Annotated in this window: 21 protein-coding genes, 1 tRNA gene and 1 pseudogene; 14 read left to right on the top strand and 9 right to left on the bottom strand. The window is 37.5% G+C overall.

The window, feature by feature from the left end; translation table 11 throughout:
• Positions 1 to 66 precede the first annotated feature (66 nt).
• The 6 genes from A6J74_RS18740 to A6J74_RS18765 all read left to right on the top strand — a co-directional run bounded on the left by A6J74_RS18740 (position 67) and on the right by A6J74_RS18765 (position 4,733).
• Entirely contained in the window at positions 67 to 873 is an 807-nt protein-coding gene (locus tag A6J74_RS18740) for a DUF368 domain-containing protein (RefSeq protein ID WP_000455191.1), read from the top strand.
• A gap of 230 nt (positions 874 to 1,103) precedes the next feature.
• Positions 1,104 to 1,562 (top strand): NUDIX hydrolase, encoded by a 459-nt coding sequence (locus A6J74_RS18745; RefSeq protein ID WP_001190080.1) that lies wholly within the window; start codon positions 1,104 to 1,106, stop codon positions 1,560 to 1,562.
• A 20-nt stretch (positions 1,563 to 1,582) separates the two neighbouring features.
• Complete coding sequence (rapZ, locus tag A6J74_RS18750) at positions 1,583 to 2,464, top strand: RNase adapter RapZ (protein ID WP_000138467.1); 882 nt, start codon at positions 1,583 to 1,585, stop codon at positions 2,462 to 2,464.
• Positions 2,465 to 2,467: 3 nt separating this feature from the next.
• Positions 2,468 to 3,421 carry a gluconeogenesis factor YvcK family protein gene (locus A6J74_RS18755; protein ID WP_000712174.1) on the top strand — a complete coding sequence of 318 codons (954 nt, stop codon included), beginning with the start codon at positions 2,468 to 2,470 and terminating at the stop codon, positions 3,419 to 3,421.
• Positions 3,422 to 3,510: 89 nt separating this feature from the next.
• Positions 3,511 to 4,461 (top strand): DNA-binding protein WhiA, encoded by a 951-nt coding sequence (gene whiA, locus A6J74_RS18760; protein WP_000006571.1) that lies wholly within the window; start codon positions 3,511 to 3,513, stop codon positions 4,459 to 4,461.
• 23 nt (positions 4,462 to 4,484) lie between these two features.
• Positions 4,485 to 4,733, top strand: a complete 249-nt coding sequence (locus A6J74_RS18765) for an HPr family phosphocarrier protein (protein WP_000250300.1) — start codon at positions 4,485 to 4,487, stop codon at positions 4,731 to 4,733.
• A gap of 400 nt (positions 4,734 to 5,133) precedes the next feature.
• On the opposite strand, the gene clpP is transcribed toward A6J74_RS18765, so the two are convergent.
• From clpP to A6J74_RS18805, 8 genes are all read right to left on the bottom strand, one after another.
• A complete protein-coding gene (clpP, locus tag A6J74_RS18770) occupies positions 5,134 to 5,715 on the bottom strand; it encodes an ATP-dependent Clp endopeptidase proteolytic subunit ClpP (RefSeq protein ID WP_001049156.1) in 582 nt (193 codons plus the stop codon).
• A gap of 241 nt (positions 5,716 to 5,956) precedes the next feature.
• On the bottom strand, positions 5,957 to 6,826 hold the full coding sequence (locus tag A6J74_RS18775; RefSeq protein WP_000018941.1) for a DUF421 domain-containing protein: 870 nt from the start codon (positions 6,824 to 6,826) through the stop codon (positions 5,957 to 5,959).
• Positions 6,827 to 6,846: 20 nt separating this feature from the next.
• Positions 6,847 to 7,053, bottom strand: coding sequence for a DUF1657 domain-containing protein (locus tag A6J74_RS18780; protein WP_000215895.1), 207 nt, complete (start codon positions 7,051 to 7,053; stop codon positions 6,847 to 6,849).
• An 11-nt stretch (positions 7,054 to 7,064) separates the two neighbouring features.
• On the bottom strand, positions 7,065 to 7,415 hold the full coding sequence (spoVAE, locus tag A6J74_RS18785) for a stage V sporulation protein AE (protein WP_000575919.1): 351 nt from the start codon (positions 7,413 to 7,415) through the stop codon (positions 7,065 to 7,067).
• Positions 7,412 to 8,428, bottom strand: coding sequence for a stage V sporulation protein AD (gene spoVAD, locus A6J74_RS18790; protein ID WP_000938947.1), 1,017 nt, complete (start codon positions 8,426 to 8,428; stop codon positions 7,412 to 7,414). Before spoVAD ends, spoVAE begins: the two co-directional genes overlap by 4 nt.
• Positions 8,429 to 8,905 (bottom strand): stage V sporulation protein AC, encoded by a 477-nt coding sequence (gene spoVAC / locus A6J74_RS18795; protein WP_000095411.1) that lies wholly within the window; start codon positions 8,903 to 8,905, stop codon positions 8,429 to 8,431.
• Positions 8,906 to 8,933: 28 nt separating this feature from the next.
• The gene (locus A6J74_RS18800) at positions 8,934 to 9,422 is read right to left on the bottom strand and encodes a YhcN/YlaJ family sporulation lipoprotein (protein ID WP_001228524.1); all 489 of its coding nucleotides are present in this window, start codon (positions 9,420 to 9,422) and stop codon (positions 8,934 to 8,936) included.
• Positions 9,423 to 9,528: 106 nt separating this feature from the next.
• A complete protein-coding gene (locus A6J74_RS18805; RefSeq protein ID WP_000216160.1) occupies positions 9,529 to 9,735 on the bottom strand; it encodes a DUF1657 domain-containing protein in 207 nt (68 codons plus the stop codon).
• 203 nt (positions 9,736 to 9,938) lie between these two features.
• Here A6J74_RS18805 and A6J74_RS30475 point away from each other — a divergent pair, with 203 nt between their 5' ends.
• The 3 genes and pseudogenes from A6J74_RS30475 (at position 9,939) to A6J74_RS18815 (ending at position 10,508) form a co-directional block, all read left to right on the top strand.
• The gene (locus A6J74_RS30475; RefSeq protein WP_000522888.1) at positions 9,939 to 10,115 is read left to right on the top strand and encodes a hypothetical protein; all 177 of its coding nucleotides are present in this window, start codon (positions 9,939 to 9,941) and stop codon (positions 10,113 to 10,115) included.
• Between the two features lie 51 nt (positions 10,116 to 10,166).
• Positions 10,167 to 10,223, top strand: a pseudogene (locus tag A6J74_RS30480) (YxeA family protein); the annotation flags it as partial.
• Positions 10,224 to 10,432: 209 nt separating this feature from the next.
• A tRNA-Arg gene (locus A6J74_RS18815) sits at positions 10,433 to 10,508 on the top strand.
• 90 nt (positions 10,509 to 10,598) lie between these two features.
• Here A6J74_RS18815 and A6J74_RS18820 read toward each other — a convergent pair.
• Positions 10,599 to 12,056: a glycosyltransferase family 39 protein gene (locus A6J74_RS18820; RefSeq protein WP_001169541.1), complete on the bottom strand. Its 1,458-nt coding sequence runs from the start codon at positions 12,054 to 12,056 to the stop codon at positions 10,599 to 10,601.
• Positions 12,057 to 12,426: 370 nt separating this feature from the next.
• Here A6J74_RS18820 and rpoN point away from each other — a divergent pair, with 370 nt between their 5' ends.
• The 5 genes from rpoN (at position 12,427) to A6J74_RS18845 (ending at position 17,509) form a co-directional block, all read left to right on the top strand.
• Positions 12,427 to 13,734, top strand: a complete 1,308-nt coding sequence (gene rpoN, locus A6J74_RS18825) for an RNA polymerase factor sigma-54 (protein ID WP_000647943.1) — start codon at positions 12,427 to 12,429, stop codon at positions 13,732 to 13,734.
• A gap of 9 nt (positions 13,735 to 13,743) precedes the next feature.
• Complete coding sequence (locus tag A6J74_RS18830) at positions 13,744 to 13,989, top strand: glutaredoxin family protein (RefSeq protein WP_000869745.1); 246 nt, start codon at positions 13,744 to 13,746, stop codon at positions 13,987 to 13,989.
• Between the two features lie 136 nt (positions 13,990 to 14,125).
• A complete protein-coding gene (gene cggR / locus A6J74_RS18835; RefSeq protein WP_001258184.1) occupies positions 14,126 to 15,154 on the top strand; it encodes a gapA transcriptional regulator CggR in 1,029 nt (342 codons plus the stop codon).
• 26 nt (positions 15,155 to 15,180) lie between these two features.
• Complete coding sequence (gap, locus tag A6J74_RS18840) at positions 15,181 to 16,185, top strand: type I glyceraldehyde-3-phosphate dehydrogenase (RefSeq protein ID WP_000161234.1); 1,005 nt, start codon at positions 15,181 to 15,183, stop codon at positions 16,183 to 16,185.
• Positions 16,186 to 16,324: 139 nt separating this feature from the next.
• Positions 16,325 to 17,509, top strand: coding sequence for a phosphoglycerate kinase (locus A6J74_RS18845; RefSeq protein WP_001036333.1), 1,185 nt, complete (start codon positions 16,325 to 16,327; stop codon positions 17,507 to 17,509).
• Positions 17,510 to 17,512 lie beyond the last annotated feature (3 nt).

Raw genomic sequence — 17,512 nt, forward strand, 5'->3', positions numbered from 1 at the left:
GCTTTCTTATTGATATACTGGACTTTACGGAAAAAATCACTATAAGAAATGAGGAATTTATTCAGTATGGAATGGCGTAATATATATCGTGGATTTTGTATGGGAGTTAGTGATTTAATTCCTGGTGTGAGCGGCGGTACAATCGCTGTAGTGTTAGGGATTTATGAACAATTGCTTGCGGCAATTAGCGGGTTCTTTAGTCGTGAATGGAAAAAACATTTAGGATTTTTAATTCCCCTTGCAGCTGGTGTGGCGGCAGCGTTTTTAACGTTAAGTCACGTTATTAAATATTTACTTGCAAATCATTATGAACCGACTCAATTTTTCTTCCTCGGTTTAATTATTAGTATATTACCGATGTTAATGAGAGAAGCTGATGCAAAGGCGACGTTTAAAGGTAAGCACATCGCTTTATTAATAATTGCAGCTATTCTTGTTGCGATAACAGCGTTCTTTAAGCCAGATAAGGCAGCAGATCCAATTACGACGTTAACAATTTTAAATGCAATCGGTTTATTTTTCGCAGGATGGATGGCTAGTATGGCTATGCTCCTTCCTGGAATTAGCGGATCGTTTATTTTATTAATTATTGGTGTTTATCCAACGGCAATTAACGCTTTAACTACACTTAATTTACCATTAATTATGGTTATTGGTGCTGGTGTTATGGTCGGATTTGTTGTAAGTAGTAAAGGAATTAGCTTTTTATTAGATCGTTATAAAAATATGACATTTGCAGTAATTATTGGACTTGTTATCGGTTCGATTGTAATTGTTTTCCCTGGTATTCCAACTGGCGGATTTTCAATTGTAAGTTCGATCATTACCTTCATTTTAGGATTTACGATTGTTACTTATTTCGGTAAGAAATAAAGAATGTAATCCCCTTAGCGATAAAAATCGTTAAGGGGATTTTTATGTGTGATTCATTGTAATTGCAAGCATTTAGATTGCTTGTTATAGAAAGCTTTTTTACAATTGTTGAGGACTATGTGTTTAGCGAAAGAGGACTGGCTCCTTCGTTGTAGCAAACTGTTTTTGATAGTATAATGAAATGAGTATGCAGTGATAAATTTTGCTGCAAGTAGCTGAGGTGAAGAAACATGCAAAGAGTGACAAACTGTGTGTTAATTAGAGATAATGAAGTACTCTTACTCCAAAAACCTCGCCGAAATTGGTGGGTTGCACCAGGCGGGAAGATGGAGCGTGGTGAGACAGTAAGAGATTCCGTTGTTCGCGAGTATCGTGAAGAAACAGGTATTTATTTAAAGAACCCAGCGTTAAAAGGGGTCTTCACCTTTGTCATCCAAGAAGGTGATAAAGTTGTTTCTGAATGGATGATGTTCTCCTTTTTAGCGACAGATTTTGCAGGAGAAAACAAACTAGAGAGCGAAGAAGGCATCATTGGTTGGCATACATTTGATAAGATTGATGATTTAGCAATGGCGCCAGGAGATTATCACATTATTGATTATTTAATTAAAGGGAATGGTATAATCTACGGTACATTTGTATATACCCCAGATTTTGAGCTGCTTTCATATCGATTAGATCCGAGTTAAATTGCCAAGGAGAGGATACGATGACAGAGAATAATGATATAAAAATGGTGATTATTACAGGAATGTCTGGAGCCGGAAAAACAGTAGCTTTACAAAGTTTTGAAGATTTAGGATATTTTTGTGTAGATAATTTACCGCCGATGTTATTGCCGAAGTTTATTGAGCTTATGTCGGATTCAAAAGGGAAAATGAATAAAGTAGCGCTTGGCGTTGATTTACGTGGCCGAGAGTTTTTCGAACATTTATGGGGAGCGCTTGATGATTTATCAGAACGTACATGGATTATTCCTCATATTTTATTTTTAGATGCGAAAGATAGTACGCTTGTAACTCGTTATAAAGAAACGAGACGTTCGCATCCGCTTGCGCCGACTGGTTTGCCGTTAAAGGGAATCGAAGCGGAGCGTAGTTTATTAACAGATATGAAGGCACGAGCGAATATTGTGCTTGATACATCGGATTTAAAACCGAAAGAATTACGTGAAAAAATTGTTCATTTGTTTTCTACTGAAACTGAGCAAGCATTTCGTGTAAATGTTATGTCCTTTGGATTTAAGTACGGTATTCCAATTGATGCAGATTTAGTATTTGATGTTCGTTTTTTACCAAATCCATATTACATTCCACATATGAAGCCATTAACAGGACTAGATGAAGAAGTTTCGTCGTATGTACTGAAATTTAATGAGACACATAAGTTTTTAGAGAAACTGATAGATCTCATTACTTTCATGCTGCCTCATTATAAAAGAGAAGGCAAAAGTCAACTTGTAATTGCAATTGGATGTACAGGTGGACAGCATCGTTCTGTTACGCTTACAGAGTACCTTGGGAAACATTTGAAACCAGAGTATAGCGTTCATGTATCTCATCGTGATGTGGAGAAGAGAAAGGGCCATTAGGGGATGAAAAAAGAGAGAAAACCTAAAATTGTCATCATGGGAGGAGGAACTGGACTCTCTGTTTTATTAAGAGGATTAAAGCAATATCCTGTTGATATTACAGCAGTTGTTACAATCGCTGATGATGGTGGCAGTTCAGGTAGATTACGTGATGAGCTAGAAATTCCACCCCCAGGTGACATTCGTAACGTACTTGTTGCACTGTCGGATGTAGAGCCCCTGGTGGAAGCTTTATTTCAGCATCGTTTCACAACGGGAGACGGACTGAAAGGTCATGCGTTAGGAAATCTGTTATTGGCAGGTATGACCTCGATTACAGGAGACTTTTTCCATGCAATTACAGAAACGAGTAAAGTATTAAATGTCAGAGGACGTGTATTACCAGCAGCGAATCAAAGTGCAGTACTGCATGCAGAACTAGAGGATGGAGAAATTGTAACAGGTGAATCAAAGATTCCGTATTTCGGAAAGAAGATTAACCGTGTCTTTTTAACTCCAGAAGATGTAGAGCCGTTACATGAAACGTTAGCTGAGATTAAACGAGCTGATTTACTTGTTTTCGGTCCAGGAAGTTTGTATACGAGTATATTGCCGAATTTAGTTGTTAATAAAATTGGGGACGCTGTTCTTGCTGCAAAAGCAAAGAAGGTATATGTATGTAATGTTATGACACAAGCGGGTGAAACGATGGGGTATACTGCGTTTGATCATGTGCAGGCGTTACATGATCATTTAGGGCAACCATTTATCGATACTGCAATTGTAAATAATCGTGATATTCCTTGTGAATTACGCAAGTTATATGAGGAAGAAATGTCGACACCAGTTGTAGTGGATGAAGAGCGTTTTACTGAAAATAATATTGATGTCATTCAAGATAGATTAGCGAAGTATGATGAGCGTGTTGTAAGGCATGATACGTTAAAGTTAGCTTCTATTTTATATTCACTGTTATAAATGTGCGTTACCTCGTTTTGAGGTAACGCTCCTCATTCATATAGGACAAGATTTTTGTTCCATAATAATCGTATAAGGAGGTGTTGACTGTGTCATTTGCATCGGAAACAAAGAAAGAGTTGACGAATCTTGAGGTGAAGGAATGCTGTGAGAAAGTAGAATTATCAGCATTACTTCGAATGAACGGGTCGCTTTCTTTTTCAAATCGTCGTCTATCTATCGATATTCAAACGGAAAATGCGGCAATTGCAAGAAGGATTTATACGCTTTTGAAAAAAGGATATGACGTAACGGTAGAATTACTTGTTCGTAAAAAAATGCGATTGAAGAAAAATAATGTATATATTGTGCGGCTTGTTGAGAAGTCTCGTGAAATATTAGCAGATCTCCATATTGTCCGGGACGACTTTTCATTTATTCGAAATATATCACAAGAATTAATTGAGAAGAAATGTTGTAAACGATCGTATTTACGAGGTGCATTTTTAGCAGGTGGTTCAGTAAATAACCCAGAAACATCATCTTATCATTTAGAAATCTTTTCGTTATATAAGGAACATAATGATGCTATATGTGAACTGATGAACGGATTTGATTTAAATAGTAAGACGTTGGAAAGAAGAAAAGGGTACATTACGTATTTGAAAGAAGCAGAAAAAATTACGGAATTTTTAAATATTATAGGTGCTCATAACGCACTTTTAAGATTTGAAGATATTCGAATTGTTCGTGATATGCGTAATTCAGTGAATCGACTAGTGAACTGCGAAACAGCTAATTTAAATAAAACAATTGGTGCAGCGCTAAGGCAGATTGAAAATATCCGCTATATTGATGAGTCAGTTGGTCTAGATATTTTGCCAGATAAACTAAGAGAAATTGCGCAACTACGAAGAGATTATCAAGATGTAACATTGAAAGAGTTAGGTGAGATGGTATCCGGGGGGAAAATTAGTAAATCGGGTATTAATCATCGTTTGCGTAAAATCGATGATATTGCAGAGAAATTACGCGCGGGGGAAACGATGGCAAAAAAATAAGAGGTTAAAGGGGAAATGGAGCTGTGGTTCAAAAACAGGTTAAAGTTTCATTAAAAAACGGCTTGCAAGCACGTCCGGCTGCGTTGTTTGTACAAGAGGCAAATCGCTTTCATGCAGATATCTTTATCGAGAAAGATGGAAAGACAGTAAATGCAAAGAGCATAATGGGGATTATGAGCTTAGCAATCGGAACTGGTAGCATGATAACAATTACAACAGAAGGTTCAGATGCAGAAGAGGCTTTAGGAGCATTAGCTGCATATGTACAATAAAATGGCTATCGCGCATGTGCGATAGCTTTTTTGTTTTTGCTGTTTACTTAAGGGGAGTTTGCGGGATAGGGGGTATGTAGCTGGTTTGTCCTTGTCGTAGATTGTCGGTAAATCGATATGTTGTGTCGAACCGTTGATATATTAAAAAAATCGTTGATATAATTTGAGTTTTGTTCGATATAATTGAAAAATCGTTGATATATTTAGGGGGATACCAGGATGGGTATACAGACGGAGGGCATGATAATAAAAAAGCGCCCTGTAATAGGGCGCTTCTGCTTTTAAGTGTATCTAGCTCTTCGTGTCTAAGAACCTTCCGCATAAGAAGGCAAAAAGCGCCTTTTACGCGAAAGAACCTTAGCCAGTCAGAGCTAAACGAGCCGCTTCCGCTTTAAATCTATTAACGATTTGTAAAGATCTTATCAATTAAGCCGTATTCTAAAGCTCTTTCTGCTGTCATGAAGTTGTCGCGGTCTGTGTCGCGTTGTAGTACTTCAAGTGGTTGACCTGTGCGGTCAGCAAGAATTTGGTTTAATTTTTCACGTAAGAATAGGATACGTTTTGCAGCGATTTCGATTTCAGTCGCTTGACCTTGTGCTCCGCCAAGTGGTTGGTGAATCATTACTTCACTGTTAGGAAGAGCGAAACGTTTTCCTTTTTCACCTGCTGCAAGTAAGAATGCACCCATAGATGCAGCCATACCGATACAGATTGTTGATACTTGTGGTTTAATAAACTGCATTGTATCGTAAATTGCCATACCTGCTGTGATAGAACCACCAGGGCTATTGATGTAGATGTGAATATCTTTTTCTGGATCTTGAGATTCCAAGAATAAAAGCTGGGAAACAATTGAGTTAGCTACGTTGTCATCAATTGCACTACCAAGCATAATGATGCGGTCTTTTAATAGTCGAGAGTAAATATCGTAAGCGCGTTCTCCACGATTTGTTTGTTCAATTACTGTAGGAATTAAATTCATCTGTTATTTCCTCCTTCTAAAGCTTTCTTAGTCTTATAATACAATTATGGTCAATAAAGGTCAAACGAAACCACTTTAAATCAAAAAAATATGTAGTTGTACCATGAAATATTCGCTATGTTTTTGAAATTCCCTGCTTATGTATCTTCAACATCATAACCGAATTACATAAATTTAAACGTCATGAAAACTGTAGAAAAAAAGAAAAGAACGCCTTTTGATTGAAGCGTTCTTTCGATATTTATTCTTTTAAAAGATAGGTTACTCTATTTAAAATCTTTTCGATTTGTTTCGCGTTTTTACTATACATTTCGCTTGCTGATTTCGATTTTGTTTCTAAAGAAAATAGCTCAAGATCAGCATGACATTTTTTTAAAGATGCCAATAATAAAGGTTTGTTTTGAGGAGAAGGCATTTGGAGTTTGTCATTATAAATGTCGATAGTAAGTTGCCCGTACGAGTCAACTTGACCGAGAAAAACATTTTCAATGACAACGCCGAGCTTTTCTAATTCTGAATGTAGCCAAGCGCGGTTATGCCCGCTTGATGACAGAGGTTCATCTAGTACATTTCCATCCATAATAACAGTTTGTGGTTCCTTCTCGTTTGGTACTTTTAAACCTACGTCTTTTGCTGTAAGTGGTTGGCGATCTTTCTTTAATAATACATTTAATTCACCGCTCGGTTCTAGTACAGCAAATTCAACATCCGCTACGCTGAATGCATTTTTTCCTCGGAGTAGTTCAAGTAATTCGTCACTTGTATATTTTTCTTTCTTTAAGTTATCTTCAAGTATTTTTCCATCTTTTATTAATACGGTAGACTTCCCTTCAAAAAAATCTCGAGCTGTTTTGTTCTTTAAAGAGAGGATTCCTGTGAAAAAGGGTACCGCAGCAAAAATGAGTATCGCAAAGACGCCATGGAAAAACTTTTGATCGAGCCCTGTAGATACTTGGGCAGCGATGTCACCAATCGTCATTCCAGCTATGTATTCAAAAAAGGAAAGTTGGGAGATTTGTCTTTTCCCTAACCATTTTGTAATAGCGAATAACATGATTAATATAAAAACAGAACGGAGAATGACAAGTGTCCATTCAGGTAGGTGAGACATAGCGATTTCCTCCAGTCTGCTTAAAACCCTTTATATTGAGGTTCTTCACGTTCTAATACTGAAACTCTATCCTTAACATCAGCGATGACGCTGTCCATTTCTAACATACATTCATGAAATACGCGTTTTGATTCTTCATCCTGTGAATTTAATGAAAGGGAACTTAAACTTGCTTGAGCACCCCTTAAACTAGCAAGACAAGTTTTTACGCTAGCGATAACAGTCATGCAAACACCTCTTATCCTTTCGGTTTAAATAGTAATGCTCCAATGAAGCCGAAAATAATCGCTGCGGATACACCTGCGCTCGTTACTTTAAACATACCAGTAATTACGCCGACGATTCCATGTTTTGCAGCTTCTTCCATCGCGCCGTGAACGAGGGCATTTCCAAAACTTGTAATAGGTACAGTTGCCCCAGCTCCGGCGAAATCAATTAGTGGTTCATACAAATTGAATCCGTCTAATATAGCTCCAGCAACAACGAGTGTTGCCATTGTATGAGCTGGTGTTAGTTTGCCGACATCAAACATAAGTTGTCCAATTACACATATAAGTCCACCGATTACAAAAGCCCAGAAGAAAATCATTGCGTTGCACCTCCAAATTCAATCGAAACGGCGTGGGCGATACACGGAATCGTTTCTTCTTGTTGGAATGTAAGTGGAGATAGTAAAGCGCCTGTCGCAACGACAAGTATTTTTTTGAATTCTCCTCTTTTCATTCGGTTTAATAAGTGACCGTATACGACTGTCGCTGAACAGCCTGGACCACTTCCGCCGGCTATTACAGGTTGACCTTCTCTATAAATGAGTAGTCCGCAGTCTTGAAATTGTTCACTCGTTACTTCTGTTCCATGTTTATGTAGTAAGTCATAAGCAATTTCGCGTCCAACATGTCCGAGGTCGCCTGTTACGATTAAATCATAGTGAGATGCATCAAGATTTCTTTCTCTTAAATGAGCTTCAATTGTATCGACAGCAGCAGGGGCCATTGCACCTCCCATATTAAATGGATCAGTTAATCCCATATCAACAATGCGCCCAATTGTGGCGGAAGTTACTCTTGGGCCATGTCCTGTATCGCTTAAAATAGCTGCGCCCGCACCAGTTACTGTCCACTGGGCCGTAGGAGGTTTTTGACCACCATATTCAGTTGGATAACGAAATTGTTTTTCCACGGCAGCGTTATGGCTTGAAGCTCCAGTTAATAAATATTTTGCGCCTTTTGCATTTACGATACTTGCACCGAGCGCTAAACCTTCCATAGAAGTAGAGCAAGCGCCAAATAATCCGAGATAAGGTGTGCCAAGTGTGCGGCATGCAAAGCTAGTAGGCGTAATTTGGTTAATTAAATCTCCAGCGAGAACGAATTGAATATCATCTTTCCTAAGTCTCGCTTTTTCTGTAGCACGGCTACAAGCTTCTTCAAACAAAATTTTATGTGCTTTTTCGTAGGAATCTTGTCCGAGCCATAAATCTTCATGAAGGGTATCGAAGTCTTCAGGGATTTTTCCCTTTGCCTCAAAGGGGCCACCGATTACACCTGTTGAAATAATAACTGGTTTGTTTTCGAATACCCATGTTCGGTGTCCTTGTAACATTTATAACCCTCCCCATTGAACGAGAATCGTTTTAATAAGTGCGATGACGAAAGCGGAAAATACGCCAAATAAGATGACTGATCCTGCTAGTTTAAACATGTTACCACCAACGCCGAGAACGAATCCTTCTGTACGGTGTTCAATACATGCGGCAATAACAGAATTACCAAATCCAGTGACGGGAACTGCGGTACCAGCACCAGCAAATTGTCCAAGGCGATCGTAGACGCCAAATCCCGTAAGTAGCATGGAGATAAAAATAAGAGTTGCAACGGTAGGGTTCCCGGCAGAGCGCTCAGTGAAATCAAAATACGTAATATAAAAGGTAGAAATCAGTTGGCCTATTAGACAAATGAATCCGCCGACGAAAAAAGCTTTTATACAATTTTTTAAAACGGGGCGCTTCGGTTCGCGCTGTTGTTCGAATTTTTTATATTCTTGTTGTACAGGTGTTAAGTTTTTATCTTTACTAGACATTTGAATCCTTCCTTCTCTATTAGAAAGCTTAAATATTAGATCCCATTTCTGATTGAATGAGCTTCAATTGTTTTTTGATGCCGTCGTTACTTACTTTCTTTTTCTTAATTTTGTTTTCAAGTTCTTCTATGAGCATAAAGATCTTTTTGTCTGTACTTACATGAATATCAAAAGTAGGATTTTCATCACTTAGTTTCTTTTTTAATTTACTTCGTAAAGGTTTTAAACCAAATCTTTCGTGATGTTCAGGTTCGATGGCTATGTAAAGATCTAAATTTGTATTAACTGCGGTAGCTTCTATAATTCCCTCCATAGCAAGAGCTCTTTTCTTAGCGTCTTGCGATATAGATTGATTAAAGGATTCTGTACTCATTTTTGTTAATTTAGGACCTTTTTTCTCATCTGTTCGCTTCGCTTCTTCTTTCTTTACCTTTTTATCTAACGGGCTATTATCACATCCGGTAAGTGAACCGAATAGCAGTATAAATAACGCGGTTATGATTCCGAGTTTTCGCATTATAATCATTCCATTTCTATCTGCATTATGTAATGTGAGAAAAAGGATGATTGCATATCACCCTTTTTCTCAAATTGTGTACCATTAGATGAAATGGTACTTTCGGTTATTGCTGTGAATATTGTGGTTCTTCTTGTTGGACTTCTTCAACGCGTGGGTTTAAAGAATCAATAATAGTTTGCGTTTGCTCTGCAGCTGTTTGGAAAAGTTGCTTTGCTTGTTGGTTATCCGTATCAAGAGCGAATCCCTCTAAGCTAGCTTGTGCACTTTTTAATCCAGAAACAGTTTGCTTTAGTTTTGTAATTACAGTCATTGAATGAAGCCCCCTTTGGAATATCAATTCAAAGTTTATAATTTGTGAGTTGAGGTGAATTTATGATTGGAAAATTTAGGTGTATTACACGTGTAGATTACAATTTTGTAATGAATACGTAAGGGTAAGCGATAGTGGAAAAACTTTTTCTCATAGAATAAAGAATGTAAAGCAAGTTAAAAGGATATGTTAAGGAGAGGGAAATGGGTTTAATTGGAATTTTTATATTAGTTATTGGTGTGGCAAGCTTTTCTCATAATGAGGTGATTGATAGATATAATCCGCTTGTGAAAGAAGACTTTGTATATGTAAAAGCGAAAGAATCCGGCCGATTATCCACAGTTGGAGAGGTAGCTGGAGACTATAAATTTACTGGTTAATCCGCTTCGGGTGAAGAAAGAGATGTTAAGTTTTATGCGCCGCGTGGACTTAGAGAAGGGGCATATGTAAAGGTTAAAACAAAAGGTGAATATATTGAAACATACTAAGAAGTACAGCCAAATGAAATTCCAAAAGGGATTAAAAAGAAACTAGATAAATAAGATGGTTAAGAATTGCCTCCTAAATGTAGAAATTAGGGGGCGTTTTTATGCAGGAAAAAGCGTACGTACAATGTGTTATCAAAGAGTTTTTATTGATTTAAATGGTTTTTATTGCTATTATTATGAAGAGAAAATGAAGTATATTTTATAATCATGCGCCCATAGCTCAGTCGGATAGAGCGGTGGTTTCCGGTACCACGTCTGCCGGGGGTTCGAATCCCTCTGGGCGCGTTAAAAACCCCTAACTTACATCGTTGTAAGTTAGGGGTTTTTTTATTCATAATTGTATTGTTTGTCCCGTAAATACCAGATTGGTAAGGGTTATGAATCAGTGGATGCCGTTGAACCAGATTGCGCTTTATTCATTTTAAATAATGATAAATTCATTATATATTGCAAAGTAAAGGCTGCAAGTATAATGAAGATCGGGAAGAAGAAATAGCGATAACGAATTTGAACTTCAGTCACTAAGTAAATGAGAAAAGCACCGATAATCAGAATTTGAAAATACTTCATGTTTAAATTTTTAAATGGAGAACTGAAAAGAAAAATAAAGACAGAACCCATGCTCAGCAACATAATCGATACATAGTGTATAAAGTCTAGTTTTATAAATGAAACATCGTTGATAGTATTTCTGGCGATATCATTTATAGGGATATATGCATAAGAATCTGTTGGACTACCCCACATAATAATATTTTTTTTGTTCATAAGAGGGATAAGGTCGGTTAAATTTTCGGTTCTTTCTTTAATTAATTGTTTTTGAATTCGATTATGTTCCTCTATATCAAAATCGACAATACTTTGTCTTAATTTAGCGAAGTCCTCTAAGGAATATTGGCCGTTAGATTCTTTATTCAAGCCTATAACAAATTTCCAGCCAGAATCCGCATTGGTTATTGGGTTATGTGAAATATTAAGCATTACAGGAATATAGGCTAAAGTATATAAGATAACTAAGTATGTAGAAATAAATGTTATAGAAGAAATGAAATTCCTTTTTAAAATATTGCTGTGAAAGAATAAAAGGAAAAGCCCGGCAGCTATTAAAAATAGGATCCCAATAGGATAAATAATATTTCCTAAAGCGAATAGCAGACCACCAAAAACCATATTTATGTAATTTTTATTTGCATCGCGTGCTAATAGGTGATACGTTCCCCAAGAAAACAACATCATAGAAAGATGCTGATTTGTGAGCACAGGGACTAGTAAAAATAAGTTAATAGATGTTACGTATAAAATGAAACCAAATCGCCCGAAGGTTTCATTGTTTAATCGGTGTTTAGCTATGTGAAAAATAGCTAAACCTGTTAGCAATGTATACACAATATTTAAGAACTGTAAGGCAAAGTAACTATGTGAGGTTAATGTAAGAACAAGTGCCTCGTAAATTGTAAAGCCCAACTGAGTAGTATTCCAAAAGAAGTACTGATTATCCTTAATGGCTTTCATGTTGCCAGCGGCTAATTCTTTAGCTCCATCCAACATGTACTGAAAATCAGAAATTGGAGACGAAGGGACTAATTTAATAATTATGATAGATATCAGTAGATAAACGATGCTTATCGTATAGACGTATTTTTTTGTACTTATATTTCTTGTTAAGAAAACGAGGGCATATATGAAAATGATGAAAGCACATATCCCAAAGATGATAAAAGGACTAAATGCCAAATCTTGTTGTTGAAAGATACTCCAACACATGATTAGCAGAATGATACATGATGCCAGGTTAACTCCTAATGAAGGTATACTTCGAAGTATTTTTTGCATGATTCATCTCCCGTTCTAATTGTTGTATATAATGGAAAATTTTACGTTATAAATTTAGTTATTTCAATATTTATAGTTAAAGATTTGTTGTTTTCTATGAAATTTTATTGTTTTATACACGAGAAGATAGAGTTGTATTCTATCTTCTTTTTTTATTTCCCTATTGTTATATCTAGTGATAAGATTTACTATTAGTATGTGGTTCTAATTTTTGTGCACTATTATTTTCTTTCAATATTATTCAAATTTCGGTTGTAAGTTGTAAATCTCATTAATACATATAAATTAATAATATTTTGGAATGGGTGTCTGCGATAGGATTCTCCTTTTACCAAACTTATTGTACAATAGAAACAAGGGGGAGATTAGTTTGAAGGCAAGTCTTTTACAAGAACAAAGCTTACGTTTGGCAATGACACAAGAGTTAAGGCAAGCGATTACAATGCTTCAGTATAATGTACAAGAATTATCGGAGTTTTTGTATGAGCAATCGTTAGAGAATCCCCTTATTGAGTTAGGTGGTTTTGAGAGGGAGAAGAAGAAGAGCTCTAACAAAAGTAAAAGTACCAGCAAACAAGTCGATAATCAGATGGAAATCTACAGTGTGGATTCCATGACGATTCAGCAACATTTATTAAATCAAATACAGTATTATAAAATAGAAGAAGAAGAGCGAAAAGTAGCTTCTTTCATTATTATGAACATGGATGGAAATGGGTATTTACAAGAAACGAATGAAGAGTTAGCAGATCTCCTTTCTGCACCGCTTCATGTAGTCGATCGCTCTGTAGAGATTGTCCAATCACTTGAGCCAGCAGGGGTAGGAGCACGTAATATTCAGGAATGTCTAATTTTACAATTGAAGCGCTTACAAAGAAGGGATGGATTAGCGGAAGATATTGTAGAGGAGCACTTTGCTTATTTCGTGAAGAAGGATTGGCGAAAGCTCGTTCATGTGCTGAAGTGTAGTAATGAAGAATTACAATCGGCGGTGAACTGTATTACATCATTGCAGCCGAAACCAGGCCTTGCGTATTCTTCGGATAAACCACTGTATATTGTGCCTGACATGGCAGTGAAAAAAGAAGGCGATCGCCTCGTTTTACAGATGAATGAGAGAAATATGCCGAGAATTGAAATTCACTCTGAGTACAGTGCACTTCTTAATAATAGTGAAAGTGAAGTAGCATCTTACGTTTCAGAAAAGTATCAGCATGTGCAATGGATTATGCGCAGTTTGAAACAGAGAAAACAAACACTTCTGCAAGTGATGACGATTATTATGGAAAAACAACGTGATTTCTTTTGGGAAGGTCCAGCGTATTTGAAGCCACTCGCTTTAAAAGAGGTGGCGGAAGAGCTAAGTGTGCATGAGTCTACGATTAGTCGTGCAACAAGAAATAAGTATGTGCAAACACCACACGGTTTATTTGAGATGAAATCGTTCTTTAGTAATGCAGTTTCGACGACAGAGGATGAGGCAGTTTCAACGAAGCGAGTGAAACAGTTTATTCAAACGCTTGTGGAAGCAGAGAACAAGAAAAAGCCACTCTCAGATCAAAAGATTTCAAAATTATTAGAAGAAGAGCATGAAATTGTTATTTCTCGAAGAACAGTGGCGAAGTATAGAGAACAAATGCATATCCCAGCTTCATCATTACGAAAAACGATCGGATAGGTGAAGAAGATGAAAGTTGTACTATATACAAAAGTAGATTGTGGTCTTTGCGTGCAGGCGAAACAAGTTTTACAAGAAGTACAATGTGAATATTCTTTTCAAATCAAGGAAATAGATATATATGAAGATAATGACCTTTTAGAAAAATATCATTTAATGATTCCGGTTGTAGAAATAGGCGGAAAACAAGTAGAATATGGTAACATTCACAAAGGTGTCATAATAAACTATATAAAGAATGCAGTTAAGAGTTGAATAAGTTTCTATCTCCTGTTACAATAATACACGTAGCAGGGATTATTTTTTTAACCTATGTGGGACACAAAATGTCACTACGGGACGTAAAGTGACCACGAGGGGAAAATGAACCAATGTAGTGAGGAGAAAAGATATGCGCTCATGGATTCAGAACACAAAAAAATTATTACCTGATCTGCTACCTGTTATGCAAACGAGAATGCAAATTCTTCAATACATTAGGCTCATGCAGCCGATTGGAAGAAGAAACTTATCAGCAAGTCTCGGTATGACAGAACGAGTATTGCGAAGTGAAGTTCAAGTTTTGAAAGAACAAAACTTAGTTCACGTCGCTTCTTCTGGAATGACTTTGACAGAAGAAGGAACAGCTTTAGTTCTTGCTTTGGAAGACTTTATGAAAGAAATTTCCGGGTTAAAGGTTTTAGAAAAGCAACTTAAGGAAACATTAGACTTGGATGAAGTTTTCGTTGTCCCTGGTGATAGTGATGAATCGCCGTGGGTCAAACTGGAGATGGGCCGTGCTTGTGTGACTTGTATAAAAGACCGTCTGACAGCGAATAATATCGTTGCTGTGGCTGGAGGAACTACGCTAGCTGCTGCTGCGGACATGATGCAACTTGATTGCAAAGATTTACATATGCTATTTGTCCCAGCACGTGGTGGAATTGGAGAAGGTGTTGAATTAGAAGCCAATACCATTTGTGCCAAGATGGCGCAAAATACGATGAGTAATTATCGCTTATTGTATGTTCCAGACCATGTTAGTAGCGAAGCATATGCGTCTATTGTGACAGAGCCCTCCGTGAAAGAAGTTCTTGAGTTGATTCGATCTTCCAATATCGTCATTCATGGAATCGGTGATGCGTTAACAATGGCACGTCGCAGAAGTACTTCGGAAGCAGATTGGTTAAAGATTCAAGCAAACGAAGCAGTTGGCGAAGCTTTCGGTTACTACTTTAATGAACAAGGAAATGTTGTTCATAAAGTAAGAACAGTTGGTATGCAACTTGAAGATTTACAAAATGTATCTCACGTTGTTGCAGTCGCTGGAGGTTCTTCAAAGGCAAAGGCAATACAGGCTGTAATAAAGCAAGGGCACACTTCAATTCTAATTACAGATGAAGGTGCAGCAAAACAATTAACAAAGGGTATTACCCTTTAATATAATCCCCCAAGGAGGAAATTCAAATGACTAAAATTGGTATTAATGGATTTGGACGTATCGGACGTAACGTATTCCGCGCAGCTCTTAACAACTCTGAGGTAGAAGTAGTAGCAATCAACGACTTAACAGATGCTAAAACATTAGCTCACCTTTTAAAATATGACACAGTTCACGGAACTTTAAATGCAGAAGTATCTGCTAACGAAAACAGCATCGTTGTTAACGGTAAAGAAATTAAAGTTATCGCTGAGCGTGACCCAGCTCAATTACCATGGAGCGACTACGGAGTAGAAGTAGTAGTAGAATCTACTGGCCGTTTCACTAAAAAATCAGACGCTGAGAAACACTTAGGTGGATCAGTTAAGAAAGTTATCATCTCAGCTCCAGCTTCTGACGAAGATATCACTGTAGTTATGGGTGTTAACCACGAACAATACGATGCAGCTAACCACAATGTAGTATCTAACGCTTCTTGTACTACAAACTGTCTAGCTCCATTCGCTAAAGTATTAAACGAAAAATTCGGCGTAAAACGCGGAATGATGACAACAATTCACTCTTACACTAACGACCAACAAATCTTAGACTTACCACACAAAGATTTACGTCGTGCTCGTGCAGCAGCTGAAAACATGATCCCAACATCTACTGGTGCTGCTAAAGCTGTAGCATTAGTATTACCAGAACTTAAAGGTAAATTAAACGGTGGCGCTGTACGTGTTCCAACTGCTAACGTTTCTCTTGTTGACTTAGTTGTTGAACTTGACAAAGAAGTAACAGTTGAAGATGTAAACGCAGCATTCAAAGCAGCAGCTGAAGGCGAATTAAAAGGTATCCTTGGATACAGCGAAGAGCCATTAGTATCTATCGACTATAACGGATGTACAGCTTCTTCTACAATCGATGCATTATCTACAATGGTAATGGAAGGTAACATGGTTAAAGTACTTTCTTGGTACGATAACGAAACTGGTTACTCTAACCGCGTAGTAGACCTAGCTGCATACATGACTTCTAAAGGTCTTTAATTCTTAAGTATATAAGCAATCAATGACAAAACGAGGGAGAGGGTTTGTTCCCTCTCTCTCTTCTTTCGTTTTAGAAGCAAATGTGTTAAGCTTTTGAATGGGTTTTGTCAATCCTAACTAGTAGTCGGAGGGAAATCCAATGAACAAAAAATCAATTCGTGACGTAGATTTAAAAGGTAAGCGTGTATTTTGCCGCGTTGATTTCAACGTACCTATGAAAGAAGGCAAAATTACAGATGAAACTCGTATCCGTGCAGCTCTTCCTACAATTCAATATTTAGTAGAGCAAGGTGCGAAAGTTATTTTAGCAAGCCACTTAGGCCGTCCAAAAGGTCAAGCAGTAGAAGAATTACGTCTTACTCCAGTAGCAGCACGTTTAGGCGAGCTTCTTGGTAAAGATGTTAAAAAAGCAGACGAAGCATTCGGACCAGTTGCACAAGAAATGGTTGCAGCAATGAACGAAGGCGACGTATTAGTTCTTGAAAACGTACGTTTCTATGCCGGCGAAGAAAAGAACGATGCAGAACTTGCGAAAGAATTTGCAGCTCTTGCTGACATCTTCGTAAACGATGCATTCGGTGCAGCTCACCGTGCTCACGCTTCTACAGCAGGAATCGCAGACTACCTACCAGCAGTATCTGGTTTATTAATGGAAAAAGAGTTAGATGTACTTGGTAAAGCACTTTCTAACCCAGAACGTCCATTCACAGCTATCATTGGTGGTGCGAAAGTAAAAGATAAAATCGGTGTAATTCGTCATCTATTAGACAAAGTAGATAACTTAATCATCGGTGGCGGACTTGCTTACACATTCGTTAAAGCTTTAGGTCATGAAATTGGTCTATCTCTATGTGAAGACGACAAGATCGAACTAGCTAAAGAATTTATGCAACTTGCAAAAGAAAAAGGCGTAAACTTCTACATGCCAGTTGATGTTGTAATCACAGAGGAATTCTCTGAAACTGCAACAACTCAAATCGTTGGTATCGACTCTATTCCTTCTACATGGGAAGGTGTGGACATCGGTCCTAAAACACGTGAAATTTATGCAGATGTAATTAAAAACTCTAAGCTTGTTGTATGGAATGGACCAATGGGTGTATTCGAAATGACTCCATTCGCAGAAGGTACAAAAGCAGTAGGACAAGCATTAGCAGATGCAGAAGATACATACTCTGTTATCGGCGGTGGTGACTCTGCAGCAGCTGTTGAAAAATTCGGTATGGCTGATAAAATGAGCCACATTTCTACTGGCGGCGGTGCGTCATTAGAATTCATGGAAGGTAAAGAGCTTCCAGGTGTAGTTTGTCTTAACGACAAATAAGTA

Origin of the sequence: Bacillus sp. FDAARGOS_235 (assembly GCF_002073415.2) — a bacterium.
Classification (GTDB): Bacteria; Bacillota; Bacilli; order Bacillales; family Bacillaceae_G; genus Bacillus_A; species Bacillus_A toyonensis.